This window comes from Thermithiobacillus tepidarius DSM 3134 (genome assembly GCF_000423825.1).
Lineage (GTDB): Bacteria > Pseudomonadota > Gammaproteobacteria > Acidithiobacillales > Thermithiobacillaceae > Thermithiobacillus > Thermithiobacillus tepidarius.
In genome coordinates, this window is sequence record NZ_KE384096.1 from 288,235 (window position 1) to 314,279 (window position 26,045).

The 26,045-nt window shown below is 65.9% G+C and carries 28 protein-coding genes; all 28 read left to right on the forward strand.

The window, feature by feature from the left end; all coding sequences use genetic code 11:
- Window positions 1-10 precede the first annotated feature (10 nt).
- Window positions 11-397 carry a flagellar export chaperone FliS gene (gene fliS, locus G579_RS0114555; RefSeq protein WP_038020174.1) on the forward strand — a complete coding sequence of 129 codons (387 nt, stop codon included), beginning with the start codon at window positions 11-13 and terminating at the stop codon, window positions 395-397.
- Between the two features lie 37 nt (window positions 398-434).
- A complete protein-coding gene (locus tag G579_RS0114560) occupies window positions 435-1,016 on the forward strand; it encodes a PilZ domain-containing protein (RefSeq protein WP_028990757.1) in 582 nt (193 codons plus the stop codon).
- 177 nt (window positions 1,017-1,193) lie between these two features.
- Window positions 1,194-2,633, forward strand: coding sequence for a sigma-54-dependent transcriptional regulator (locus G579_RS17895; RefSeq protein WP_028990758.1), 1,440 nt, complete (start codon window positions 1,194-1,196; stop codon window positions 2,631-2,633).
- Between the two features lie 42 nt (window positions 2,634-2,675).
- Entirely contained in the window at window positions 2,676-3,890 is a 1,215-nt protein-coding gene (locus G579_RS17900) for a sensor histidine kinase (RefSeq protein ID WP_051181747.1), read from the forward strand.
- A complete protein-coding gene (locus G579_RS0114575; RefSeq protein ID WP_028990759.1) occupies window positions 3,883-5,256 on the forward strand; it encodes a sigma-54-dependent transcriptional regulator in 1,374 nt (457 codons plus the stop codon). Before G579_RS17900 ends, G579_RS0114575 begins: the two co-directional genes overlap by 8 nt.
- A 138-nt stretch (window positions 5,257-5,394) precedes the next feature.
- Window positions 5,395-5,721, forward strand: a complete 327-nt coding sequence (fliE, locus tag G579_RS0114580) for a flagellar hook-basal body complex protein FliE (protein WP_028990760.1) — start codon at window positions 5,395-5,397, stop codon at window positions 5,719-5,721.
- A gap of 13 nt (window positions 5,722-5,734) precedes the next feature.
- Window positions 5,735-7,393 (forward strand): flagellar basal-body MS-ring/collar protein FliF, encoded by a 1,659-nt coding sequence (gene fliF / locus G579_RS0114585; RefSeq protein ID WP_028990761.1) that lies wholly within the window; start codon window positions 5,735-5,737, stop codon window positions 7,391-7,393.
- The gene (gene fliG, locus G579_RS0114590; RefSeq protein ID WP_038020176.1) at window positions 7,377-8,387 is read left to right on the forward strand and encodes a flagellar motor switch protein FliG; all 1,011 of its coding nucleotides are present in this window, start codon (window positions 7,377-7,379) and stop codon (window positions 8,385-8,387) included. Before fliF ends, fliG begins: the two co-directional genes overlap by 17 nt.
- A 2-nt stretch (window positions 8,388-8,389) precedes the next feature.
- Window positions 8,390-9,121 carry a flagellar assembly protein FliH gene (locus G579_RS0114595; protein WP_028990763.1) on the forward strand — a complete coding sequence of 244 codons (732 nt, stop codon included), beginning with the start codon at window positions 8,390-8,392 and terminating at the stop codon, window positions 9,119-9,121.
- A complete protein-coding gene (fliI, locus tag G579_RS0114600) occupies window positions 9,118-10,479 on the forward strand; it encodes a flagellar protein export ATPase FliI (RefSeq protein WP_028990764.1) in 1,362 nt (453 codons plus the stop codon). Before G579_RS0114595 ends, fliI begins: the two co-directional genes overlap by 4 nt.
- A 10-nt stretch (window positions 10,480-10,489) precedes the next feature.
- The gene (gene fliJ / locus G579_RS0114605) at window positions 10,490-10,939 is read left to right on the forward strand and encodes a flagellar export protein FliJ (RefSeq protein ID WP_028990765.1); all 450 of its coding nucleotides are present in this window, start codon (window positions 10,490-10,492) and stop codon (window positions 10,937-10,939) included.
- Between the two features lie 61 nt (window positions 10,940-11,000).
- On the forward strand, window positions 11,001-12,032 hold the full coding sequence (locus G579_RS18430) for a flagellar hook-length control protein FliK (RefSeq protein ID WP_028990766.1): 1,032 nt from the start codon (window positions 11,001-11,003) through the stop codon (window positions 12,030-12,032).
- 238 nt (window positions 12,033-12,270) lie between these two features.
- Window positions 12,271-12,783 (forward strand): flagellar basal body-associated FliL family protein, encoded by a 513-nt coding sequence (locus tag G579_RS0114615; protein WP_028990767.1) that lies wholly within the window; start codon window positions 12,271-12,273, stop codon window positions 12,781-12,783.
- 8 nt (window positions 12,784-12,791) lie between these two features.
- Window positions 12,792-13,811, forward strand: coding sequence for a flagellar motor switch protein FliM (fliM, locus tag G579_RS0114620; protein WP_028990768.1), 1,020 nt, complete (start codon window positions 12,792-12,794; stop codon window positions 13,809-13,811).
- Window positions 13,812-13,813: 2 nt separating this feature from the next.
- Window positions 13,814-14,335: a flagellar motor switch protein FliN gene (fliN, locus tag G579_RS0114625; RefSeq protein WP_408033225.1), complete on the forward strand. Its 522-nt coding sequence runs from the start codon at window positions 13,814-13,816 to the stop codon at window positions 14,333-14,335.
- A 66-nt stretch (window positions 14,336-14,401) separates the two neighbouring features.
- Window positions 14,402-14,848 (forward strand): flagellar biosynthetic protein FliO, encoded by a 447-nt coding sequence (gene fliO, locus G579_RS0114630; protein ID WP_211218762.1) that lies wholly within the window; start codon window positions 14,402-14,404, stop codon window positions 14,846-14,848.
- Window positions 14,841-15,599: a flagellar type III secretion system pore protein FliP gene (fliP, locus tag G579_RS0114635; RefSeq protein WP_028990771.1), complete on the forward strand. Its 759-nt coding sequence runs from the start codon at window positions 14,841-14,843 to the stop codon at window positions 15,597-15,599. The genes fliO and fliP overlap by 8 nt, the downstream gene beginning before the upstream one ends.
- Entirely contained in the window at window positions 15,596-15,868 is a 273-nt protein-coding gene (gene fliQ / locus G579_RS0114640) for a flagellar biosynthesis protein FliQ (RefSeq protein WP_408033226.1), read from the forward strand. The genes fliP and fliQ overlap by 4 nt, the downstream gene beginning before the upstream one ends.
- Window positions 15,869-16,669 (forward strand): flagellar biosynthetic protein FliR, encoded by an 801-nt coding sequence (gene fliR, locus G579_RS0114645; RefSeq protein ID WP_028990773.1) that lies wholly within the window; start codon window positions 15,869-15,871, stop codon window positions 16,667-16,669.
- 10 nt (window positions 16,670-16,679) lie between these two features.
- Complete coding sequence (gene flhB / locus G579_RS0114650; protein WP_028990774.1) at window positions 16,680-17,819, forward strand: flagellar biosynthesis protein FlhB; 1,140 nt, start codon at window positions 16,680-16,682, stop codon at window positions 17,817-17,819.
- Complete coding sequence (gene flhA / locus G579_RS0114655; protein ID WP_051181753.1) at window positions 17,816-19,894, forward strand: flagellar biosynthesis protein FlhA; 2,079 nt, start codon at window positions 17,816-17,818, stop codon at window positions 19,892-19,894. The genes flhB and flhA overlap by 4 nt, the downstream gene beginning before the upstream one ends.
- Entirely contained in the window at window positions 19,891-21,270 is a 1,380-nt protein-coding gene (flhF, locus tag G579_RS0114660) for a flagellar biosynthesis protein FlhF (RefSeq protein WP_028990776.1), read from the forward strand. Before flhA ends, flhF begins: the two co-directional genes overlap by 4 nt.
- An 81-nt stretch (window positions 21,271-21,351) precedes the next feature.
- Window positions 21,352-22,176, forward strand: a complete 825-nt coding sequence (locus tag G579_RS17910) for a MinD/ParA family protein (protein ID WP_330700684.1) — start codon at window positions 21,352-21,354, stop codon at window positions 22,174-22,176.
- Window positions 22,173-22,955 carry an RNA polymerase sigma factor FliA gene (locus G579_RS17915; RefSeq protein WP_038020181.1) on the forward strand — a complete coding sequence of 261 codons (783 nt, stop codon included), beginning with the start codon at window positions 22,173-22,175 and terminating at the stop codon, window positions 22,953-22,955. The genes G579_RS17910 and G579_RS17915 overlap by 4 nt, the downstream gene beginning before the upstream one ends.
- Window positions 22,956-23,009: 54 nt before the next feature.
- Complete coding sequence (locus G579_RS0114675) at window positions 23,010-23,864, forward strand: CheR family methyltransferase (RefSeq protein WP_028990777.1); 855 nt, start codon at window positions 23,010-23,012, stop codon at window positions 23,862-23,864.
- 30 nt (window positions 23,865-23,894) lie between these two features.
- Window positions 23,895-24,287 (forward strand): chemotaxis response regulator CheY, encoded by a 393-nt coding sequence (gene cheY / locus G579_RS0114680; RefSeq protein WP_211218763.1) that lies wholly within the window; start codon window positions 23,895-23,897, stop codon window positions 24,285-24,287.
- 18 nt (window positions 24,288-24,305) lie between these two features.
- Entirely contained in the window at window positions 24,306-25,034 is a 729-nt protein-coding gene (locus G579_RS0114685; RefSeq protein ID WP_028990779.1) for a protein phosphatase CheZ, read from the forward strand.
- Between the two features lie 11 nt (window positions 25,035-25,045).
- Window positions 25,046-26,045, forward strand: a 1,000-nt coding sequence (locus tag G579_RS17920) for an Hpt domain-containing protein (RefSeq protein WP_211218764.1), incomplete at its 3' end; no start/stop codon positions are given.

Below are 26,045 nucleotides of genomic sequence, written 5' to 3' on the forward strand. Positions count from 1 at the left end.
GGAGAGTCTTATGCAAAGCGCTGCGGCACGTTCGGCCCTGAACGCCTACAAGCAGGTAGGTGCGCAATCCGCATCTCCCAACCGGTTGGTGCTCATGGCTTTTGACGGTATTCTTGAATACATGGCGCGGGCGGAACGGGCCTTCGCCGCCGGGGACTTGGCCGCCAAGGCCCAGGCCATCCTGGGGGCCAGCCAATTGGTCGAGCATCTGCTGGGCAGCCTTGACCGTGAACGCGGCGGCGAGATTGCCGCCAATCTCGAATCGCTGTACAACTTTCTGCTCATCTTTTTGGGCAAGGCCAATATCTTCGATGATCCCGAGGCGCTGAAGGCGTGCAAGCCGGTGGTGCAGAACCTGCGGGATGCCTGGGCGGTCCTTGCCAACCAGGGCGGATGAAGCGGGGCCGCAAGGCTCCAGTGGGGTCGGGGCACTTATGGATACGCAAAACGATGAGGTGTTGACGATCAAAGGCTGGTTGCCGCTCAGCTGGACGCTGGCCGAACGCGGCGACCTGCGCACCCGGGAACAGACCATGGCGGCCAACGAGAGCCTGCTCAGGGTGCTCAGCACTCTCGACGAAAGCCGCAGGACCTACGGTGAAGAGCTCGATCATCAGGCCGTGGACGCCCTGGGGCGCATGGAAGCCAAGCTCAACTTGATGCTGGCCTACGTGTCCCAGCTCCTGACCCACTATCGCCCGCTGCCCGGCAGCGTTCATGCCGTCCTGCACGGCGACCGGCTCGGCTGGACGGCGACGGATGGCCCAGGGCTGGGCGCCTACGTCCAGATCGAATTGTACCTGAACCCGCAAATCCCTTCCCCGCTGGTGTTCTTCGGCTTCGTCGCCGAACACCAGCGCACGGCGGAAGGCGTGCACCTGGAAGTGCGCTTCGACAGTTTGGGCGAAGCCGTGCAAAGCGAGCTGGACCGGCTGATCTTCCGCCATCACCGCCGCGAGATCCGCCGGCAACGCCGCCAGCCGGAGGAGGGCGGCGGCACCCCGCCAAAGACCTGACTATTGCAAAAATGCAACAAAATCCGGACCCTGCGATTTCCTGCCTCAGCCCCTTTGACTTCCTCGCCAGCGACGGTGAAAATGCGGTCAAGTAATTGACACCGCCATAAAACCGACTATCTAATAAGTATAAAGCATCTACAAACAATACCAAGCTGTAAACACAAAGGGTAGGAAATGAACGGTTCGTCCGTCTTGCTTGTTGCAAAAAACCAACAAATCCAAAGCGCTTATTTTTCCCTGCTGGCCGAGGTCGGCTGTCAGTTGCACCGCGCCGACGCCGAAAGCGGCGGTCTGGCCCGCCTGCCCGGCGAACTCGTTCCCGACCTGATCCTCTGTGATCTGGAGGACGACCGGGAGGGGCTGGAGCGCATCGGCGTGCTGCGCCGCCGCTATCCCAAGTCGCCCGTCATCGTTTTGTCGGATCGCGACGACTGGGTGCAGGCGGTAGCCGCCATGAAGGCGGGGGCCAGCGAGTTCCTGCGCAAACCCCTCGACCCCGAAGTCCTGCGCACGGCTATGAAAAACGCCCTGCTGCCCGGTGCCTCGCCCTACGTCGGGCCGGGGGGCGCCGTCGGGCCCGAGCGCCACAGCTTGGCCGGCCTGGTGGGCGACAGCCGCGCCATGCGGCGCGTCCACGACCTGATCCGCCGGGTGGCCGAGACCGATGCCACGGTGCTGGTGCTCGGTGAATCGGGTACGGGCAAGGAAATGGTGGCGCGGGTCATTCATCACCATTCCCGGCGCTCCAGCTATCCCTTCGTGGCCCTGAATTGTGGCGCGGTGCCGGCGGAGCTCTTGGAATCCGAGCTCTTCGGCCACGAAAAGGGCGCTTTCACCGGCGCCATCACCAGCCGCAAGGGGCGTTTCGAGCTCGCGGCCCGCGGCTCCCTCTTGCTGGACGAGATCGGCGAAATGAGTCCGCAAATGCAGGTCAAGCTGCTGCGCGTACTGCAGGAGCGGACCTTCGAACGGGTCGGCGGCATCAAGTCCTTGCCGGCGGACGCGCGCATCATCGCCGCCACCCACCGGAATCTGGAGGCCGCCATCCGTGATGGGCGCTTCCGCGAAGACCTCTATTATCGGTTGAATGTATTCCCGGTAGTGCTGCCGCCGCTGCGTGAACGCCTCGATGACGTGCCGCTGCTGGTGCAGCATGCCTTGGAACGCCTGGATGCCGAGGGCCGGGAGCGGATCGAGCTCACCGATGCCGCCATGGAGGTGATGATGCAGTACGCCTGGCCTGGCAACGTGCGTGAGCTGCAGAACATCATCGAGCGGCTGGTCATCCTTTATCCGGGCGAACGGGTGGACGTGGCGGATCTGCCGCCCAAGCTGCTGCAGCAGGACGATGACGAGATCGAGCACATCCTGCGGACGGCGGCGGAGCCTTCGGCGGCGGATTTCCGGCTGGATCACGGTCCCTGCCTGCCGGAGGGTCCTTTCGATCTGAAGCAGTACCTGGACGACATGGAACGGGAGTTGATCCAGCAGGCACTGGCCGCCTGCGACGGAGTGGTGGCGCGGGCGGCCGCGCGCCTGAATCTGCGCCGGACCACGCTGGTGGAGAAGATCAAGAAATTCGGCCTGCGGGTGAGTGAACAGAGCGTGGCTTGAGGCTTGCATTAAAGTTTTACTTTAACTTGCAGGGATAAATGCATGGCCATGGCACACGGATCGGATTCGCAGGCGCTGGTGGAGGCCTTTCAGCTCTTCACCGAAGTGTCGGATCAGCTCACTCAAGCGTACCAGCATCTGCAGGCCCAGGTTGCGCGCTTGAACGACGAGCTGACCGAGGCCAACCTGCGCCTGCGCGAGCAGCTGGAGGAGAAGGAAAAGCTCAGCCGGCGCCTGGATCTGCTCCTGAACCTGCTGCCCGGCGCCGTGCTGGTTCTGGACGGCGCGGAGGTGGTGCAGGATTTGAACCAGGAGGCGCGCCGCATTTTTGGCGACAGTATCGGCAAGGGAACCTCCTGGCGCGGCATCCTGGGCCAGCAGCTGCGGTCGCGCGGGCAGGGTGAGTGGGTTTTGCAAGCGGCGCCGGACGAGCCGGAGCGGCGCCTTGTCATTTCTCATAACCGGCTGCCCGAACAGGGCGGACAGATCCTGCTGGTGCAGGACGTCACCGAAGCCCAAGCGCTGAGAGAAGCCATGCAGCGGCAGCAGCGCCTGTCCGCCATGGGTGAAATGCTGGCCAACCTGGCCCACCAGTTGCGCACGCCGCTGGCCGCCGCCCTCCTGTACACCTCCCAGCTGCAGGCCGGCGACCTGGACGCCGCCCTGCGGCAACGCTTTGCCGGTCGGGTACTGACCCGCCTGCGGCACTTGGAGGCTCTCATCAACGATATGCTCCGCTTCGTCAAAGGCGAGACGGACACGGGACAAAGCGTTGCCGTGAGTGCCTTGCTGCAGGATTTGCGGCAGTTGATGGAACACTGGTTTGCGGAAAAGCAGGTGATGCTGCGGATCGAGAATGGAGCAGGGGAGGAGCGCGTCGTGGGCGCTCAGGAGGCGCTGGCCGGCGTGCTCGGCAACGTGCTCCACAATGCGCTGCACTTTTCGCCGACGGGCGGGACGGTCACCCTGTCCGCGCAGCCGACGGGCGCCATGGTGGAGTTCCGCGTCGCCGATCAGGGCCCCGGCATCGCCGCGGCGGTGCAGGAGCGGCTCTTCGAGCCTTTTTTCACCACGCGCGCCGAGGGCAATGGCCTGGGGTTGGCCATCGTGCGTGAAGCGGTCACCCAACTGGGCGGAGAGGTCTGGGTGAAGTCACGGCCGGGCGCCGGCGCGGTATTCGGCGTGCGCCTGCCGCGGGCCGGGCGTTTGGCGGCCCTGGCGAGCGCCGGCAAAGCGGGAGAGGTGAACGATGCATGAGGCAATGACCGTTTTGGTGGTGGAGGATGACGCGGATCTGCGCGAAGCCCTGCACGATACTCTGCGCCTGGGCGGCTACCGGGTGCTGGAAAGCAGCGACGGCCGGGCGGCGCTCGATCTGCTGACGCAGGCGGATGTCCAGCTCGTGCTGTCGGACGTGAAGATGCAGCCCATGAACGGCTACGCCTTTCTGCGCGAGGTCAAGCTGCGCCATCCCAACCTGCCGGTGCTGCTGATGACCGCCTACGGCACCATTCAGGAAGCGGTGGACGCCTTGCAGCACGGGGCCGCCGATTATCTCGTCAAGCCCTTCGACGCGCCCCTGCTGCTGGACAAGGTGGCGCGCTTCGCGCTGCGCTGGAATGCGGGCGAGGACACGGTGGCCGTGGATGCGCAGAGCAAGGCCCTGCTGGCCCTGGCTGCCCGGGTGGCCGCCACCGAGGCGTCAGTCATGATCAGCGGCGAGTCCGGCACGGGCAAGGAGGTCCTGGCCCGCTTCATCCATCAGAACTCTCCGCGCCGGGAACGGCCTTTCGTCGCCATCAACTGCGCCGCCATTCCGGACAACCTGCTGGAGGCTACCCTCTTTGGCTACGAGAAGGGTGCCTTTACCGGCGCCAATGCCGCCATGCCCGGCAAATTCGAGCAGGCCCAGGGCGGCACCCTGCTGCTCGACGAGGTCACCGAGATGCCGCTGGCGCTGCAGGCCAAGCTGCTGCGCGTCCTGCAGGAGCGGGAGGTGGAGCGACTGGGCGGGCGCAAGCCCATCAGCCTGGACGTCAGAATTTTGGCAACCTCCAACCGCGATTTGGCCGCCGCCGTGCAGGCGGGGGCCTTTCGCGAGGACCTGTACTACCGGCTGAACGTTTTTCCCCTGCAGATTCCGCCCCTGCGGGCGCGCCCCGCGGACATCCTGCCGCTGGCGCAACGCTGTCTGCACAAGTGGGCTGCGGCCCGCGGCGCAGGCCCCAGCGGCTTCTCGCCCGAGGCCCAGGTGCGCCTGCGGCAGTACGCCTGGCCCGGCAACGTGCGCGAGCTGGAAAACGTCGTCCAGCGCGCACTCATCCTGAGCGCGGGCGTGCTGGTGGAGGCGGATGCGCTGCTGCTGCCCGTGCCGCAGCCCCAGGCCATGGCAATGGCGGCGGCAACCGAAGGCGTGCCGGGCGGCGGGGACGTGCCGGAGCCGGGCGCGGATGCCCTGGACGACGCCATGCGCCAGCAGGAGCGCGCCATGATTTTGGCGGCGCTGCGCGAGAGCAACGGCTCGCGCAAGGAGGCCGCGGAGCGTCTGGGCATCAGTCCGCGCACCTTGCGCCACAAGCTGCAGCGCTACCGGGAAGCCGGTGACCCTTTGCTGAGCGACTGACGGCGCCGAACAGGACGCCGCGGAGCACAAACACCCTGCGCATAAGTACTTGCCGGCGATAGATGGCACGCTGCTTGAAAAGCGGCTGGGCATGGAAATTGCTAATTGTCTCACGCCAATAATAAATCGGGGAATTGCATGGATAGCAAAGGTGTGGATCAACTCCTGGCACAGCTGCGTGCCACCGCGGAATTGGCGAAAGGAAGCGGTGCCGGCAAGGCTGCGGCACCCGAGGCCGGCAACGGCGACTTCGCCCAGGCGCTGCAATCCCTGATGGGGCAGGTCAGCACACAGCAGGTGAACGCCGAAAAGATGGCGCAAGCCTTCGCCGCCGGCGATTCCAATGTGAATTTGCATGAAGTGATGAGCGCCCTGCAGAAGGCCAACATCTCCTTTCAGTCCATGGTGCAGGTGCGCAACAAGCTGGTCAGCGCCTACCAGGACATCATGAACACCCAGCTCTAAGTAAAGCCGGCACATGGCAATGGCGGCGCGCGACCTGCTCTCGGCTCCCGGCAACCTGCTCGGCCGGCTGAATCCCATGCAGAAGGTGATGGCCATGGTCGGCGTGGCGGCACTGGTGGCGGTGCTCGTCGGCAGCTTCCTGTGGTCGGGCTCGCCCGAGTACAAGGTGCTGTTCAGCAATCTGAGCGACCGCGACGGCGGCCTGGTGATCGAAGCGCTGCAGAAGATGAACGTGCCGTACAAGATGGCGGACGGCGGCGGCGCGATCATGGTGCCGGCCGATCGCGTGCACGAGACCCGGCTGAAGCTCGGGGCGCAGGGCCTGCCCAAGGGCAGCGGCGTCGGCTTCGAGCTGCTCGACAACGAAAAGCTGGGCACCAGCCAGTTCGTGGAGCAGGTGAACTATCAGCGGGGTCTGGAAGGAGAGCTGGCGCAGTCCATCGCTTCGCTGGCGGCGGTGTCGGCGGCGCGCGTGCACTTGGCCCTGCCGCGCCAGTCGGTGTTCGTGCGCGACCAGGAAAAGCCCAGCGCCTCGGTGGTGCTGACCCTCTATCCGGGCCGCTTCCTGGAGGACAGCCAAGTGGCGGGCATCGTGCACCTGGTGGCGAGCAGCGTGCCCAATCTCTCCCCGGACCAGGTCAAGATCGTGGATCAGAGCGGCAAGCTGCTGACCCGGCCCGATGGCGGCCAGGGCCAGGTCGGCCTGAATCCCAGCCAGCTCGAATACGTGCAGAAGGTGGAAAAGCAGTACGCCAAGCGCATCGAGGACATCCTGGCGCCCATTCTCGGGGCCAACGGCGTGCGCGCCGAAGTGTCAGCCGACATCGATTTCTCGCAAACCGAGCAGACCTCCGAGAGCTACAATCCCAACGTTTCCATGATCCGCAGCGAGCAGCGGGTGACGGACCAGACCGTGGGCACTACCGGTCCGATCGGCATTCCGGGCGCGCTGTCCAACCAGCCGCCGGGCGCAGCCAATGCGCCCTTTACCGCCACCGCCGCCTCGGCGGCCTCGCCGGCGGTGGCGCCGCTCACCAGCCACAGCGAATCCACGGTAAACTACGAACTGGATAAGACGATCAGCCACACCAAGCAGCAGGTGGGCGTGATCAAGCGCCTGTCGGTGGCGGTGGTGGTCAACAACCGTCCGGTGACCACCAAGGAGGGCCGCATCGAGTACCGTCCCCTGCAGCCCGCCGAGCTGACCCAGATCAACAATCTGGTGCGCGATGCCATCGGCTTCAATCCGAATCGCAACGACAGCGTCAACGTGGTGAATATGGCCTTCAACGGCGTGGATGCGCTGGATGCCGCGCCGGCGCTCCCCTGGTGGCAACAGCCGTGGGTCGTGGAACTGGCCAAGTACGGCGTATTCCTGATCCTGGGCCTGCTCTTCTTCTTCGGCGTGCTCCGTCCCATCATCAAGAATCTCGGCAAACCCGCCCGTGAACCGGCAGCGGAACGGCCGCTCGCCCTGCCCGAGACCGAGCCGGCACCTGTGCAGGCCGTCCCCGCAGCGGAGCCGGGGCAGGCGGTGCTGCAGGCGGAGATCGTGCCGCCGCTGTCCGGCTACGAGGCGGACATGCAGACGGTGAAGCAGCTGGTGGCCCACGACCCCAAGAAAGCCGCGCAGGTGATCAAGGAGTGGTTGAGTGATGACGGAAAAGGCTAAGTTGGAGGGCGTCGAGCGGAGCGCCATTCTCCTGCTCAGCCTCGGCGAGGACGAGGCGGCGGAGGTGATGCGCTACCTGACGCCCAAGGAAGTGCAGAAGCTCGGCGTCAGCATGGCCTCCCTGCAGCGCGTGTCGCGGGACGAGGCGGAGGCGGTGCTGCGCGATTTCCGCCAGCGCCTGGAACGGCAGACGGCGTTGGGCGTGGGCACCGACCAGTACATCCGCAACATGCTGGTCAAGGCGCTGGGCCCGGACAAGGCCAACAGCATCATCGAGCGCATTCTCCAGGGCGGCGAAGCCACCGGTCTCGAAAACCTGAAGTGGATGGACGCCCGCGCCGTGGCCGAGCTCATCAAGCTCGAGCACCCGCAGGTGGTGGCCATGGTGCTGGCCTACATGGAGCCGGACCAGGCCGCCGAGATCGTGCATTATCTGCCCGAACGCCTGCGCTACGAGGCGCTGCTGCGCGTGGCCACCCTGGAAAGCGTGCAACCCAACGCCCTGCGCGAGCTGAACGAGGTCTTCGAGCAGCAACTGTCCGGCAGCGCCAACCGGGTGAACGTGGCGACCCTGGGCGGCGTCAAGTCGGCCGCCGAAATCATGAACAACCTGGAAGGCAGCCTGGCCACCAACATCATGGCCAAGATCAAGGAGCAGGACGACGATCTGGCCCAGAAGATCCAGGACCAGATGTTCGTCTTCGACGATCTGGTGGGCGTCGACGACCGCGGCATCCAGGCGCTGCTGCGCGACGTGCCTTCGGAAACCCTCATCTTCGCCCTCAAGGGGGCCAGTCCCGATTTGCGCGAAAAATTCTTCAAGAACATGTCCAAGCGCGCGGCGGAAATGATGCGCGACGATCTGGAAGCCCGCGGTCCGGTGCGGGTCAGCGAGGTGGAGAGCGCCCAGAAGGAGATCCTGGCCATCGCCATGCGCCTGGAGTCCGCCGGGCAACTCTCTCTGGGCGGTAGCAGCGGCGAGGCGTACATTTAGGCATGAGCAAGAAGGTCATTCCCAAGGAACAGCTCACCGCCTACCAGCGTTGGGAGCTGCCGGCCATGCTCGAACAGGGCGCCTGGTCGGGACCGGTGGAGGAGGTGGCCGCCGACAAGGTGCTGCCCACCGCCCAGGAAATCGAGGCGCTGTTTCAGCGGGCCCACGCCGAGGGCCTGGAGACCGGGCGCCAGGCCGGCCATGCCGAAGGCTATGCGGCTGGCTTCCAGCAGGGATTGGCGGCCGGGACGAGCGAGGCCGCCAACCGCATGCAGCTCCTGGACAACCTGCTGGCGGGCCTGCGCGAGCCGCTAGCCCGGGTGGACGCCCGCGTCGAGCAGGAATTGCTGGCCTTGGCGCTGGAGATTGCGCGGCAAGTGATCCGCCATGAGCTGGACCGGGATCCGGCGCGCCTCGTGCCGGTGGTGCGCGAGGCCATGGGCGCGTTGCCCGTGAACGCCAGTCAGCCGCGCATCGTGCTGCATCCGCGGGATGCGGCCACCCTGCGGGAACTGATGCCGGAGCTGGAGTCGCAGGGCGTGCAGCTCGTGGAGGACGCCGGCCAGGCTCCCGGCGGCTGCCGGGTGCTGGCCGATGGCCCGGAAGCGGCCATGCCCGAGCGGCGCTGGCAGGCCCGCCACGCCAGCCGCGGCGAATCGGAGGTGGATGCCCGCGTCGAAAGCCGCTGGCGCGACGTGGTAGTAGCACTGCTGGGCGAGGAACTGATCACATGACGCCGGCGCCCTGGCCGCAGCACGGCGAGCGCTGGGCGCAAAGCCTGCTGGAGCATCGTCAGCGCCTCGGCATGGCCCCGGCTCCCCTCAAGGCCAGCGGCAGCGTGGTGCGCATGGTGGGGCTGGTGCTGGAAGCCGTGGGCTTTCAGGCCAGCATCGGCCAGCGTTGCGCCATCGAGGGGCCGGAGGGGCGACTCTATGACGCCGAGGTGGTGGGCTTCAGCAGCAACCGGCTGCTTTTGATGGCCGCCAGCGACATCCAAGGCCTGGCGCCGGGTGCCCGGGTGACGCCCACCGGCCGCGCCACCGAGGCCGCCGTCGGACCGGCGCTCCTGGGCCGCGTGATCGATGCCACCGGCCGCCCCCTGGACGGGCTCGGTCCGATTCGCGCCGAGACCCAGCACGTGCCTTTGGCCGGCCGGCCGATCAATCCCATGGAGCGGGCGCCGATCCGCACGCCCCTGGACGTGGGCGTGCGCTGCATCAACGCCCTGTTCAGCGTGGGCCAGGGGCAGCGCATGGGGCTTTTCGCCGGCAGCGGCGTCGGCAAGAGCGTGCTCCTGGGCATGATGGCCCGCTACACCTCGGCCGACGTGATCGTGGTCGGCCTCATCGGCGAGCGCGGGCGCGAAGTCAAGGAGTTCATCGACCAGATCCTGGGCCCCGAGGGACGGGCGCGGGCGGTGGTGGTGGCGGCCCCGGCGGATGCGCCCGCCCTGTTGCGCCTGCGCGGCGCCGCCTTGGCGACAGCCATTGCCGAATACTTCCGCGACCAAGGCAGGCAGGTGCTGCTGCTCATGGACTCGCTGACCCGCTACGCCATGGCCCAGCGTGAAATTGCCCTGGCGGTGGGCGAGCCGCCGGCGACCAAGGGCTATCCGCCCTCGGTCTTTGCCCGCCTGCCCACCTTGGTGGAGCGGACCGGCAACGGCAGCGTGGGGCAGGGCGGCATTACCGCCTTCTACACGGTGCTGACCGAGGGGGACGATCAGCAGGATCCCATTGCCGACAGCGCCCGCGCCATCCTGGACGGCCACATCGTGCTGTCCCGGAGCCTGGCGGAGCAGGGCCATTATCCGGCCATCGACATCGAAGCCTCCATCAGCCGGGTCATGCCCGACATCGTGCCCAAGGAGCAGCTGCAGGCCCTGCACCAGTTCAAGCAGCTCTACAGCCGCTATCAGCGCAACCAGGATCTGATCAACGTCGGCGCCTACGCGGCCGGCGCCGACCCGCTGCTCGACAAGGCCATCAGCCTGCAGGGGGCCATGCGCGATTTCCTGCAGCAGGACATGTACACGCCGGTCTCCTTCGAGGCCAGCCGCCAGGCCCTGCTGCAACTCATCAACGCCACCTGAGCAGACCCGCATGTCGCAGCCCAGCACCTTGCTGAAACTGGCCGAACTCTCCCGCCAAAAAATGGACGCGCTTGCCGGCGAACTGGCGCAGTTGCAGCAGCAATGCAGGAGCGCCGAGGACAAGCTGGCGCTCCTGCGCCAGTACACCGAGGAGTATCGCGCCCGCTTGCACCAGCGCCGCGCCGCGGGAGTGGCGGTGGCCACCCTGCTGGAGTATCAAGGCTTCCTCAAGCAGCTGGAAACGGTGGTCCAGATGCAGGCCCGGGAAGTGGAACGCCACCGGCGCTTTCACGCCGAGGCGCTGCAAGCCTGGCTGGCCGTGCGGCGGCAGATGCGGGGCTTCGAAATGCTGGCGGCGCGTAGCGAGGCGGCGGCGCATCTGGGCGAACTGCGGCGCGCGCAGAAGGAAATGGACGAGTTCGCCGCTCGTGCGCGCAGCCTGCTGTCCGGCTTGGCCTGATATTTGCTGCACGGTCCTGACAGTCCTATTGCATATTGGCGTATTCCACATGAAAGAAGCAATGACGAGCATTTCCCATCATTCGGCCCAGGCTAGCCCGCTCCGCGACGCCGCGGGGAAGGGCAAGGCGGAAAGCCGCGGCGAGGATGCAGGCGCGGCTGGCGCATTCAGCCTGTTGCTGGCTCTGCAGTCCGGCGGCCTGCCCACCGAGGCGGGCGCCGCCGACGAGCATGCCGACAAGCCAGATGGACGGTCCTTGCCGGCTGGCGCGGAAACGGACGGCAACGCCTTGCCGCCCGCCGGGGGGGAGCTGCCTGGCCTGGCCGCAGTGCTCCAGTCGCTGTTGCCCGAGCAGCCGGTTGGCCGCGCCGGGACGGAAGAGGGGAGACGGGTCGCGGGCCTGGGGAATGCGGATGCCGCGCAGCGACCCGCGCCGGCGGCACTGCCGTCCGCCGAGCCCACCATCATGCCGGCCGGCGCGGCGGACCCGGAGGACAAGTTCGACGTGCAGCGTCTGCTGGGGGCCGGCGTGGTCGATCCGGCCGCCAGCTCGGCATCGCAGCCCGAGCCCGCCATGGCCGCTGGTACGGTGAGCGCCTCCTACACTGCGCCGGCGGGTGCGACGCTCCCTGGACAGGCCGCAGAGACTGCCATTCCGGTGCGGGTCGGAGCGCCGGGCTGGGATCAGGCGCTGGAACAGAAGGTGACCTGGATGGTCAACCGGCAGGAGCAGCAAGCCAGCCTGCAGCTGAACCCGCCGCACCTGGGGCCCTTGGAGGTGCACCTGCAGATGAAGGACAACCAAGCCCTGGCGCTCTTCGTATCACCCCATGCGGCCGTACGGGAGGCGATCGAGGCGGCCATGCCGCGCCTGCGCGACAGCTTCCAGGAGCAGGGCCTGGTGCTGGCGGGCTCCTGGCTGGCCGCCAATGCCGATGGCCAATCGGCCTCGCAGCAGCGCATGCCGGGTGAATGGTCCAACGGCGCCGGTCGTCCGGCGCCGGCCGGCGTGACGCCGCTGCTGCCCGCTGCCGAGCAGCCGCTGCAAGGTCCGGTTGGTGCCCGGCACGGGATGGTGAATCTCTTCGTATAATTCAGGCGGTGCGTGAACTTGACGGGCCAAGGGCTTACCTCCCTTGGCCTTTTTTCTGGACGCCATCGGGTCGGTTGCGGGGCGCCGTCTTGACGCATCCTGTCAAAAATTCGACGAGCACGGCTCGCGAGTGTGGGCGACGGGCGCGATTCCGCGCCGCCCGAGCGCCAGGAACGGCACTGAAGGCATGGCCCGCTATTTGCTTTACAAAAGCGGTTGAGTTTGCAAGAGAACGGACATGGCAAAAGAAGAACAGCGCGACGTGAGTGAGGAAGGGGGCAAGCCCAAGAAGAAAAAGCTGTGGCTCTTCATGGCCCTGGGTCTGCTGGTGGTTTCGGCCGGTGCCGGCGGCGGCATCTATTACTACCTGCAATCCACCGCGCCGCAGGGCAAGGCGAAAGCCAAGGTCGAGCAGGGGCCGCCGGTCTATGTGAAGCTCGAGCCCATGGTGGTCAACCTCGATTCGGATCTGGAGGCTCACTATCTGCAGGTCAGCATGGAGCTGAAAACCTTCGATCCCAAGGTGGCCGAGCAGATCATGCTGAACATGCCGGAAATCCGTGATGGCATTTTGACGCTGCTGGCCAGCCAGGATCCCGACACCGTCACCGCGCCCGAAGACCGGGAAAAGCTGCGCCAGAGCGTGATGACGCTGGTCAACAAGATCCTCAAGCGCAACAAGGAAGGACATGAAAAGGCGGGCGACGCGCCCGTGGTTGGGGTGTATTTCACGGCTTTCGTCATGCAGTAGGGTGTCTCATGGCCAACGATATCCTGTCCCAGGACGAGGTGGATGCCCTGCTGAAGGGCATGACCGCCGGCAGCCTGGACTTCACGGAAGAGGAAGAGCGCAGCGAAGGTCCGGTGCGGGCCTACGACCTGACCAGCCAGGATCGCATCGTTCGTGGTCGCATGCCGACGCTGGAGGTGATCAACGAACGCTTCGCCCGCCTGATCCGGGTCAGCTTCTTCAATTTTCTGCGTCGGGCCGCCGAGATCTCCGTCAGCCAAGTCAAGTTGCTGAAATACGGCGAATTCGTGCGCAACCTGGTGGTGCCCAGCAATCTGAACCTGGTGCACATGAAACCCCTGCGCGGCACCGCCCTGTTCATCTTCGATCCCAAGCTGATCTTTTCGGTGGTCGACAACTTCTTCGGCGGCGACGGCCGCTTTCACGCCCGCATCGAGGGGCGCGACTTTACCCCCGTCGAGCAGCGCATCATCCGGCGCCTGCTGGACATGGTGATGAAGGATTTGAAGGACTCCTGGCATCCGGTGCTGCCGGTGGAATTCGAATTCACCCGCTCGGAAGTGAACCCGCAGTTCGCCAGCATCGCCACGCCCAGCGAAGTGGTGGTGGTGACCACCTTCAGCCTCGATCTCGACGGCGGCGGCGGGGATTTTCACATCTGCATGCCGTATTCCATGATCGAGCCGGTGCGCGACCTGCTGGTGGCTGGCATGGCCAGCGACCGCATCGAGGTGGATCAGCGCTGGATCGAAGCCCTGCGCGAAGAGATGCAGGAAGCGGAAGTCGAGCTGACCGCCCATTTCGCCAGCGTCAATCTCACCCTGCGGCAGGTGCTCGAATTGCAGGCCGGCGACGTGATCCCCATCGAGATGCCGGAGCTGGTGACCGCCACGGTCGACAGTGTGCCGGTCCTGCGGGGCTCTTACGGAATTGCCAACGAAAAATATGCGCTGAAGGTGGCGGCGCTGACGCCGCCTAAACGCTATGAGAAGGCGCTGGCAGCGCTGCAAGCCGCGGAGGGGGGCTGACGATGCAAGAAGAAGATAAATCCATGGAAGAATTGATGGCCGAGCTGGAATCCGCCGGCGGCACGGCCGGAGCGGCGGCTGCAGCCGCCGACAGCGGCGACGCATCGGATATGGATCTGTGGGAGCAGGCCCTGGCCGAGCAGATGGAAGCCGACAGCGCAGCGCAACAACAGGCGTCCGGTGCGGCGTCGGCGGCCGGCGGGGAGCGGATCAGCCCGGCGGCCTTCCAGTCGCTGCAACCGGACGGCGCGGGCGCGGCGGGGCCCGCCAACCTGGATCTGATCCTGGACATTCCCGTCACCCTGGCCGTGGAGCTCGGCCGGACCAAGATCCAGATCCGCAATCTGCTGCAGCTGGCCCAAGGCTCGGTGGTGGAACTGGACCGCTTGGCCGGCGAGCCGATGGATGTGCTGGTGAACGGCTGCCTGGTCGCCCAAGGCGAAGTGGTGGTGGTCAACGACAAGTTCGGCATTCGGCTCACGGACATCGTGAGTCCGGTGGAACGGGTCAAGAAACTGCGCTGACGGGTCGCTTGCAGCAAGTCAGCGGCTCACTGATTAGCCTTCCTCTGACTTATTCTGGAGTTTCGGGTGTCCCACGCCTCATTGTTGCATAAAGCCATCCTCATCGCGGGACTCGCCCTGGCCGGCCCGGCCCAGGCCGCCAACGCCGCGCCCGCGCCGGCCTCGCCGGTGTCCTTCTGGAACCTGTTGCAGGTGATGGCGGGGCTGGCCATCGTGCTGGCCGCCGTGGTCTTTGCCGCCTGGGCGCTGCGCCGCCTGCAGCCGGCCGCCTGGAACGGCGCCGGCCCCCTGCGCATCATCGCCGCCATGCCCTTGGGCGCCCGCGAGCGCGTGCTGCTGGTGCAGGTCGGGGAGGAACAGGTGCTGCTCGGCGTGACGAGTACCCGGATCAGCCGCCTGCACGTGCTGGCGCAGCCGGTGGCCGCAACGGAGGCGCGGCCGGCGGACGGGCTGCCGAACTTCCCGGATTGGCTCAAGAACGCCCTGCAAAGGCGCGGAGGTAAAGATGTTTAGCATGCTGCGCAGGTGCCTGCCGCTGCTCGCGGCACTCGGCTTTCTGCTGGCCCCTGCGCTGGCGCAGGCCGCCGCGGGCTTGCCCGCCTTCACTTCCACGCCGGCGCCCGGCGGCGGGCAAACCTACACTTTGAGCATCCAGACGCTCATGTTCATGACCGCCTTGACCTTTCTGCCGGCGGTCCTGCTCATGATGACTTCCTTCACCCGCATCATCATCGTGCTGGCCCTGTTGCGCCAAGCCCTGGGCACCATGCAGACGCCGCCGAATCAAGTGCTGGTCGGCCTGGCCCTGTTCCTGACCCTCTTCGTCATGGGGCCGGTCTTCGATCAAGTGAACCGGGTGGCCCTGCAGCCCTTCATGCAGGAGCAGATCCAACTGCAGGAAGCCATGCAGAAGGGCGTGGGTCCGCTGAAGACTTTCATGCTGCGGCAGACCCGCGAGGACGATCTGGCGCTCTTCGTGCGCCTGTCCCGCAGCGGCCCCATTGCCGCGCCGGAGGCCACGCCCTTGAAGATCCTGGTGCCGGCCTACGTGACCTCGGAGCTGAAGACCGCTTTCCAGATCGGCTTTCTGCTCTTCATCCCTTTTCTCATCATCGACATGGTGGTGGCGGCGGTGCTCATGTCCATGGGCATGATGATGCTGTCGCCGGTCACCATCTCCCTGCCGTTCAAGCTGATGCTCTTCGTGCTGGTGGACGGCTGGAACCTGGTGATCGGCTCCCTTGCGCAGAGTTTCTACACATGATGACGCCCGAAACCATCATGACCATCGGCCAGCAGGCTTTGCAGCTGACCCTGCTGATCTCGGCCCCCCTGCTGCTGACTGCCCTGGCCGCCGGCCTGATCGTCAGTCTCTTCCAGGCGGCCACGCAGATCAACGAAATGACTTTAAGTTTCATCCCCAAGATCGTTTTCATGGCCGTGGTGCTCCTGATCACCGGGCCCTGGATGCTGCGCCTGCTGATGGATTACACGCGGCGCCTGATCGAGAACATTCCCAGTCTGGTCGGCTAGATGCTGAGCATCACCAGCGCGCAGCTCAGCGCCTGGGTGGGCGCCTTGCTCCTGCCCTTCTTCCGCGTGCTCGCTCTCCTGTCCAGCGCCCCGGTCTTCAGCGCGCCGCAGGTGTCCCTGCGCCTGCGCATCGGCTTGGCGCTTCTCATTGCCCTGGTGATCGCGCCGACCCTGCCGCCCATGCCCGCCGTGGAGCCGCTGTCGGTCGCCGGCGCCCTGCTGATCGGCCAGCAGATCCTCATCGGCTTGGCCATGGGCTTTGCCATGCGCCTGGTGTTCACGGCAGTGGAGTTCGCGGGACACGTCATCGGCCTGCAGATGGGCCTGGGCTTCGCCACCCTGATGGATCCGCAAAACGGCGCCCAGGTACCGGTGCTGAGCCATTTCCTGGTGCTGCTGGCGACCTTGGTGTTTCTGGCGAGCAACGCGCATCTCATGCTCATCGCCGCCCTGGCGGAGAGTTTCCATTACTTTCCTGTCGCCGCCGGGCAGGGACTCGATGTCCACGCCTGGCGCCTGCTCGTGAACTGGGGCGGCACCATTTTCAAAACTGGCATCATCCTTGCTCTGCCCATCATCGGCGTGCTGCTGGTGGCCAACGTGGCCCTGGCCGTGCTCAGCAAGGCCGCGCCGCAGCTGAACATCTTCGTCATTGGCTTTCCCCTGCTGCTGGGGCTGGGCTTCTGGGGATTGGTCCTGGTGCTGCCCTACGTGGCGCCGCTCCTCGACCGGGCCATGGACGACAGCTTGCGCATGATTCTGCAAGTGCTGCGGGCGCTGCCGCTGCCGGGGCGCCCCTAGGAGGTAGGCCGTGGCCGAGGAAAGTTTCCAGGAAAAAACCGAAAGCCCTTCCCCGCGACGACAGCAGGAGGCGCGGGAGAAGGGGCAGGTGGTTCGCTCGTGGGAGCTGTCGGGCGGGGCGGTGCTGCTCGCCGCCGCCGGCGGGCTGATGGCCTTGGGGCCGCAGCTTTACCGGGACATGGCCACGCTGCTGCGCGATGGGCTGCAGATCGAGCGCGAGGCGGCCTTCGACCCGCACGTGATGCTGAGCACTGCCGCCGAGCCGCTGCAGCACCTGGCGGCCACCTTGGCACCCTTGGCGCTGCTGCTGCTGGCGGCGGCCGTGTTCTCGACCTTTCTGGTGGGCGGCTGGAATTTCAGCACCCAGGCGCTGCTGCCGGATTTCGGCCGCCTGAGCCCCGCCAAGGGCTTGGGGCGCATCTTTTCCAAGCACGGTTTGGTGGAGCTGGCCAAGGCGATCGTCAAACTATTGGCGATTGGTGCCGTGGCACTGTGGGTCCTGTGGGACGAGCGCCTGGCGTTGCTGTCGCTCAGCGCGCAATCCTTGGAAGCGGCGGTGGCGCACACCGGCGGCATGATCTCCTGGACCTTCCTGGTGCTGGCGGCGGCCGTGCTGGTGGTGGTGGCCATCGATGTGCCGTTCCAGATCTGGTCGCACAATCAGAACCTGAAGATGACCAAGGAGGAGGCGCGCCAGGAGGCCAAGGAGTCGGAGGGCGATCCGCACGTCAAGGGCCGCATCCGCGCCCTGCAGCGTGAGGCTGCGCGCAAGCGCATGATGAGCGAAGTGCCCAAGGCGGACGTGATCGTGACCAATCCGACGCATTTCGCCGTGGCCCTGAAATACCAGAATGGCATGCGCGCCCCGCAGGTGGTGGCCAAGGGCAAGGATCTGGTGGCGGCGCGCATCCGCGAGCTGGGCATGAAGCACCGCGTGCCCCTGCTGCAGGCGCCGCCGCTGGCGCGCGCCATCTATCACAACGTCGAGATCGGCCAGGAGATCCCGGCGGCCCTGTATACGGCGGTGGCGGAAGTGCTCGCCTACGTCTACCAGCTGCGGACTTACCGGACGGAAGGCGGCGAAGCGCCGCGCGTCCCGGTCGACCTGGCCGTGCCGGCCGAACTTGATCCCCAGGGTGGACAACCGTGAACGATCTGCTCGCCATCCTCAAACGCGTCGATCTCAAGGAGTTCGCCGGACCGGTTCTGATCATCCTGATCCTGTCCATGATGATCCTGCCGCTGCCGCCATTCCTGCTGGATCTGCTCTTCACTTTCAGCATCGCCCTGTCGCTGGTCATCCTGCTGGTGAGCCTGTATACGGTCAAGGCGCTGGAGTTCGCCGCTTTCCCCACCATCCTGCTCATGGCCACGCTGCTGCGCCTGTCCCTCAACGTGGCTTCCACCCGGGTGGTGCTGCTGCACGGCCACACGGGACCGGATGCTGCCGGCCACGTGATCGAGGCCTTCGGCAGTTTCGTGGTGGGCGGCAATTACGCCGTGGGGCTGGTGGTCTTCATCATTCTGGTCATCATCAACTTCGTGGTGATCACCAAGGGCGCGGGCCGCATTGCCGAAGTGGGGGCGCGCTTCACCCTCGACGCCATGCCCGGCAAGCAGATGGCCATCGATGCCGATCTCAATGCCGGCCTCATCGGCGAGGACGAGGCCCGCCGCCGCCGGGCGGAAGTGGCCCAGGAAGCCGACTTCTACGGCGCCATGGATGGCGCCAGCAAATTCGTGCGCGGCGATGCCATCGCCGGCATCCTGATCATGCTCATCAACGTCATCGGCGGCTTCATCATCGGCGTGCTGCAGCACGGCCTGCCGGTGGCCGAGGCGGCGCAGAACTATACCCTGCTGACCATCGGCGACGGCTTGGTGGCGCAGATCCCGGCCATCATCATCTCCACGGCCGCCGGCATCGTGGTCAGCCGCGTCGCCACCGAGCAGCATCTGAGCCAGCAGATCGTCGGGCAACTCTTCGCCAAGCCCGAGGTGATCGCCCTGACCGCCGGAATCATCGGCCTGCTCGGCTTGGTGCCCGGCATGCCGCATTTCGCCTTTCTCACGCTGGCGTTGGCCGGCGGCACGGCGGCATGGTACATGGCGCAACGTCAGCGGCAGGCGGTGGCCGCGGTGGCGGAGGCGCCGCCCGAAACGGCATCCGCGGCGGAACCCGTGGAAGTGGGCTGGGACGACATCGTGCCCGTGGATCCCCTTGGCCTGGAGGTGGGGTACCGCCTCATTCCCATGGTCGACCGCGGCCAGAACGGCGAACTGCTGCACCGCATCAAGGCAGTGCGCAAGAAGTTCGCCCAGGAACTCGGCTTCCTGGTGCCGCCGGTGCACATCCGCGACAACCTGGAACTGCGCCCGGGCGGCTATCGGCTCACCCTGAAGGGCGTGGGCATCGCCGAGGGCGAGGTGTTCCCGGATCTGCTGCTGGCCATCAATCCCGGCCAGGTGATCGGCGAGCTGCCGGGCACCGCCACCCGCGATCCCGCCTTCGGTCTGCCCGCCCTGTGGATCAACCAGGAGAACAAAAACAACGGTCAAGCCCTGGGCTACACGGTGGTCGATCCGGCCACCGTGGTGGCCACCCACCTCAGCCAGCTCATCCAGGAGCACGCCCATGAGCTGCTCGGCCGCGAAGAGGTGCAGCAGCTTCTCGACCATCTGGCCAAGAGCTCGCCCAAGTTGGTGGAGGACCTGGTGCCCAAGCTGTTGCCCCTCGGCACGGTGCAGAAGGTGCTGCAGAACCTGCTGGAGGAGGGCATCCACATCCGCGATCTGCGCAGCATTGTCGAGACTTTGGCGGATCACGCGCCGCGCAGCCAAGATCCCGACACGCTGACCGCCGCCGTGCGGGTGGCGCTGGGGCGCTCCATCGTGCAGCAGCTCTTTTCGGGGATGGCCGAACTTCAGGTCATGGCCTTGGATCCGGATCTGGAACACATATTGCTTAACAGTCTGCAGGCCAACGGTGAAGGCTCCGCGCTGGAGCCTGGCTTGGCGGAGCGGATGCTGACGCAGACGACGCAAGCAGTGGAGTACTTCGAAAAGATGGGAATGACGCCTGTTCTTGTGGTTCCGGCCCCGATTCGCACGATCCTGTCGCGTTTCCTGCGGCGTGCCGCATCCCAGCTGCGCGTGCTTTCCTATGCGGAAGTACCGGAGAGCAAGACGGTTAAAGTCGTGACGACCTTGGGAGGGCGGGCATGAAGATCAAGCGCTTTTACGCGGAAAACAGCCGGGAGGCCTTGCGCCAGGTGCGCGAAGCCCTGGGGCCGGACGCGATCATCCTTTCCAACCGGCAGGTGGAAGGCGGGGTCGAGATCATCACGGCCATCGACTTCGATGAAGATGCGCTGCTGGCGCAGGAAGAGGCTACCTGGGAGGCGCCGGATCCGACCTACGCCGCGTTGGCCAAGCGCGACGCCGTGCCCGCAACGCCGCAAGCGGAGGCACCCGCGCAGCCGGAGGCCGGCTTCGCTCGGCATCTCCAGGCTGCGCTCGCCCAGGGACGCGCCGAACCGGGCGCCTGCGAGCCGCCTGCCGCCGCCCCGCAGGCGCCCGAAGCGCCACAGCGGGCCGCGCCGCTGCGTGACGATGCCGAGGACGATACCCGGGCCACGGTGGCGGCCCTGAAAGGGGAGCTGGAGCAGATGCGCCGCTTGGTGGAGAGCCGCTTGGCGAAAGCGGAGCCGGCGCCTCAGGAGGCGGCGCCGGCCACCCCGCGCAGCAGCGGCGGCAGCTATGCCCTGATGCCGCTGATCCAGCTCGGCTTCACCACGCGCGTCGCGCGGCAGATCCTGGCCACCCTGAGCAGCCCGACCGAGCTGAGCCGCGAGGCGGCGTTGCAGGAGGTCCTGCGCCGCTTCATCGGCGAGCACCTGCCCCTGCCCGGGGAGAAGGTCGAACGCGGCGGCGTGCTCGCTCTCATGGGCCCCACCGGCGTCGGCAAGACCACCACCATCGCCAAACTGGCGGCGCGCTTCTCCCTCAAGTACGGCGCGGACCAGGTGGCGTTGCTGACGACCGACACCTACCGGATCGCCGGCACCGAACACTTGCGGGTCTATGGCCGCATCCTGGGAATTCCGGTGGAGGTGGTGCCGGACGGCGTGGCCCTGCAAGAGCGCCTCGACGCGCTGGCGCACAAGAAGCTGGTGCTCATCGATACGGTGGGCTTTTCGCCGCGGGATGAGCGCATCCAAAAGCAGCTGGCCATTTTGAGCGCCATGCGCCAGCGCGTGCAGCGGGTGCTGGTCATCAATGCCGCCGCCGGCCGTGCGCATCAGCAGTTCGTGCTGGACACTTACGGCAGCCAAGGGTTGGATGCCTGCATCATCAGCAAGGTGGACGAAACTCCCAAGCTGGGCGAGGTGCTGGATCTGCTTTTGCAGCTGCGCCTTCCGGTCAGTTTCTACACGGACGGGCAGCGGGTGCCAGAGGATCTGCACCGTGCCGAAGTGCCCGCCCTCATGGATCTGCTCTTCCAGCCGATGCCCAAGGGGCGGCCGGAAGGCGGTGCCGAAGTCCGGGAACAGGCCCTGAGCTACGGCGACCGCCTGCGGTTGGCCGGCAACGCATTTTAAGAAGTAACACTAACTCCTGCAGGGTAAAGAAAAACTATGGATCAGGCAGAAGGGTTGAGGCGGATGCATAGCAGAAATCCCGTGCGCGTGATTGCCGTGGCCAGCGGCAAGGGCGGCGTGGGGAAGACCAACGTGGTGGCCAACCTGGCCATCGCCTTCGCCAAATCCGGCAAGAAGGTGATGGTGCTCGACGCGGATCTGGGGCTCGGGAATCTGGATGTCCTGCTCGATCTGGCGCCGCGCTTCAATCTGGGGCATGTGGTGCGTGCCGAGAAGACCCTGCAGGAAGTGATGGTCGAGGGTCCGCACGGCATTGCGGTAGTGCCGGCCGCCAGCGGCATTCAGGCCATGGCCGAGCTGGATCTGCGGGCGCAGGCGGCGCTCATCCAGTCCTTCAGCGAGCTGACCATGCCCCTGGATGTGCTGCTGATCGACACGGCGGCCGGCATTTCGAGCAGTGTCATGACCTTCAGCCTGGCGGCCCAGGAGATCATCGTCGTCATCTCCAACGAGCCGACCTCCATCACCGATGCCTATGCCTTGATCAAGGTGCTGAGCCGCGACTACGGCCACCGACGCTTCCGGCTCCTGGCCAACATGGTCCACGACGCCCAGGAAGGCCGCGCCCTCTACAGCAAGATCGCCCAGGTGGCGGACCGCTATCTGGACGTGTCGCTGGACTTCATGGGCATCATTCCCTTCGATCCCAAGCTGCGGCGCGCGGTCCAGTTCCAGCGCGCGGTGGTGGACGCCTTTCCCAATGCGCCGGCCAGTCTGGCCTTCAGCCGGCTCAGCGCCACCGTCGAGCGCTGGCCCAGGCCGGTGGGCAGCGGCGGGCGCCTGGAGTTCTTCATGGAGCGGCTGATCGCCGGCAGCCAGGCCCTGCTGGATCCGGTCCCCACATGAGCATCCCGCTTTTCAGCGCCCCGCATCGGGGCGACACCGAGGCGCTGGTCGCCCAGCACGCGCCCATGGTGCGCCGCCTGGCCTACCACATGATGGCCAAGTTGCCGGCCAGCATCGCGGTGGACGATCTGATCCAGGCGGGCATGCTGGGCTTGCTGGATGCCGTGCAGCACTTCCAGTCCGGCCAGGGCGCGCAGTTCGAGACTTACGCCGTGCTGCGGGTGCGCGGCGCCATGCTCGACGAACTGCGTCAGCACGACTGGCTGCCGCGGCGCACCCGCCATAAGGCCCGCCAGGTCCAGCAAGCCATGCTGCAGCTGGAGCAGCGCCTGGGGCGGGCGCCCTCGTCGGAGGAAATCGCCGGCGCCCTGGGCATGAGCCTGAGTGATTACCACGACGTGCTGATGGAGGCGCGCGGTGCCCAGGTGCTGCATCTGGAAGACCTGAGCGACAGCGAGGACGAGGATTTTCTCGGACGTCATCTCACCGATGACAGCCCCAATCCCCATGAGACCCTGGAAGCGGTCAAGTTCCAGGCGGACCTCAAGGCGGCCATCGAGAACCTGCCCGCGCGCGAGCAGCTGGTGATCAGCCTCTACTATCAGGAAGAACTCAACCTGCGCGAAATCGGCGAGGTGCTGGAAGTGAGCGAATCCCGCGCCAGCCAGTTGCTGAGCCAGGCCACGCTGCGCCTGCGCGCCCGCATGCAGGGCTGGCTGGAGGGCAGCGTCGCCCCCCGGGGGCGGCGTGGTCCCAGAAAAAAGGCGTTGCCCACTTAAGTTTGCGGCTTTTGTGCCGTTAATCCCTTCACCAGACAGCGCGATGCCAGGATGATGCAGACCAAGAGACACCATGCCCTCAACGATGTGGCCTTTGCCCAGCTGCGCGAGCAGATCGAACGCCGCAGCGGCCTGCACTTCCCGGCGGAGAAAAAATACATCCTGGAAAACCGCCTGGGCCAGCGCCTCAAGGAACTCCAGCTGCCGAGCTTCGAAGCCTACGTTTCGCATCTGGAGACCCGCGGCGGGACGGATCCCGAGTGGGATGTCCTGCTGAATCTGGTGACGACGCGCGAAACTTATTTCTTCCGCGATCCCGCCCAGTTGACGCTCTTTGGCAAGGAGTTGCTGCCCCAGGTGATCCAGGACAAGAAGCGCCGTGGCGAGGGTGTGCTGCGCGTCCTGAGTGCCGCCTGTTCCTCGGGCGATGAAGTGTTCACGCTGGCCATTCTGCTGCAGGAGTACGGCATGTGGCCCATGGGCATGCGCTGGGAAGTGGGCGGCATCGACATCTCGCCCAAGGCCATCGAACTGGCGGAAGAGGGGATTTACGGGCCCTATGCGTTGCGGCACGTCCCCGCCGAGCTGCTCGGCAAGTACTTCGAGGAGGTCCCGGGCCAGGGCATGCGGCCGATTGCCGCACTGCGCCAGCGGGTGCGCTTCCGGCGGGGAAATCTGATGGAGGCAAGCCAAGTGCGCAACCTGGGCATGGCCGATCTGATTTTTTGCCGCAACGTCCTGATCTACTTCGATGCGGCGGCCCGTGAAAAGATATTGGCGAATCTCGCGCAGAGCCTCAATCCCGGCGGCTTCATCGTGACCGGGTTCTCCGAAACGCCCAAGCACGGCATCGCCGGGCTGGAGATCAAACGCTTCGGGAGCAGCGCGGTATATCAGAAAGTAGGTTAAAGCAAGCTAGATGAGGCAAGGGGGCCCGTTTTGGACCAAAACATAAGAATTCTCATTGTGGACGACTTTTCCACGATGCGCCGGATCATCAAGAACCTGCTCCGGGAGCTCGGCTTCAACAACACGGACGAGGCCGAGGACGGCGACGTGGCGCTCAGCAAGCTGAAGAGCCACAGCTACGATTTCGTGGTGACCGACTGGAACATGCCCAACATGCCCGGGATCGAGCTGCTGCGTGCCATCCGCCGGGATCCCGAGTTGCAGAGCATCCCCGTGCTGATGGTGACGGCCGAGGCCAAGCGGGAAAACATCGTCGAAGCGGCCGAAGCCGGGGTGAACGGCTACATTGTCAAGCCGTTCAACGCCGCCACGCTCAAGGCCAAGCTGGACAAGATCTTCGAGCGCTTGCAGGGCCAGGCCTAGCGCCTGGGGAAGAGAGCCATGGAAAAAAGAAAAAGTGAAATACGGGCGCATGCCCAGGCCCTGCTGTCCGCTCTGGAAGTCGATGATCACGCCGGGATCGAGCTGGAATTGAAAAACCTGGTGCAGGTGCATGATCACGAAATGTTCCAGGAGCTGGGCCGGCTGACCCGCGAGCTGCATCAGGCCATTCAGAGCCTGAGCTTCGATCCGGCGCTGAGGGATTTGGCTGAGAACGAGATCCCCGATGCCAAGGCCCGCTTGCAGCACGTGATCGAGATGACCGAGCAGGCTGCCCACCGCACCATGGAAGCAGTGGAGGAGCTGATTCCGCTGCAGGAGCCCATCGAGCAGCAGGCAACGGCGCTGCTGGGGCACTGGGAGCGCATGTACCGGCGCGAGATGGCGCCCAAGGAGTTCGCCGGCTTCGCGCGGGAAATGAAAGATTTTCTGGAAGCGGTGAAAGGCGCCGGCGAGGCCACGCGCGGCCGACTGACCGACATCCTCATGGCGCAGGAATACCAGGATCTGTCCAGCCAGATTATCCGCCGCGTCATTGATCTGGTGCAGCAGGTGGAGGAGCAGATGGTGGGACTGGTGCAGGCCTTTGCCGGCCACGGGCCGGCAGGGGCGGCCAGGGTCGCCACGGACAGGAAGTTGGAGGGCCCGCAAGTCAATCCGCAAGGTCGGACGGATGTCGTTACCAGTCAGGATGAGGTGGACGATCTGCTTTCCAGCCTTGGCTTCTGAGGGGAAAGGCCATGTACGAAATGGAAGGGATGGAGGACATACTCCAGGATTTTCTGGTCGAAGCCGGCGAAATACTGATTCAGCTGGACGAGCAGCTCGTGCTCCTGGAAAGCAGGCCTCAGGACCGCGATCTGCTCAACGCCATCTTCAGGGGCTTTCACACCATCAAGGGCGGCGCCGGTTTTCTGAATCTCGAGCCTCTGGTCGAGGTCTGCCACCGCGCGGAAAACGTGTTCAACGTGCTGCGCCAGGGACAGCGGCTTTTGTCCTCGGCCATGATGGACGTCATCCTGTTTTCCTACGACACGGTCAAAGGCATGCTCGACGCCATTGCCGCCGGGCAGGCGCTGGGTCAGGCCTCCCCGGAGCTTTTGGCGCAGCTCGATGCCTTTTCCGAACCGGAGGCCGAAGCGGCGGCAACGGAGTCCAGCACTGCGGATGACTTGGTCCTGGACGCGGAAGAAGAAGTGCTCGAAAGCATCGAGGAGGCCCTGGAAACCATCGAGGAGGCCTTTGCCGAAGTGGCCGCCATCGCCGACGCCCAGGCGGCCGAGACGGAGCCGTCCGCCGCTGCGTCCGGTGACGAAATCACCGACGAGGAATTCGAAGCGCTCCTGGATGCCCTGCATGCGAGCAAGCAGAACGAGGCAGCCGTCTCCGCCTCGGCCGCGGTCGCGGGTCAGTCCGTGCCAGCGGCTGCTGCGGGCAGTGCTGCCTCCGACGAGATCACCGAGGACGAATTCGAGGCGCTGCTGGATCGCCTGCACGGCAAGCCCGCACAGGCGGCCGCTCCGGCTGCTGCAGTGCCGGTGAACACACCGAGACAGGCTCTCGCCGCAGACAGCGCGCCGCGCGCGGTGACAGGCAAGCCGGCGCCTGCACCCATCCAAGCGGAGCCGCAGGCCGTGGCCAGCCCTGCCAGCACGCGCCCGGCGGCGGCGCCGATCGCCGAGGCATCGCCCGCAAAGGACGCAATGAAGGCGCCGGAGCCGACGCTCGGCAACAAAGAAG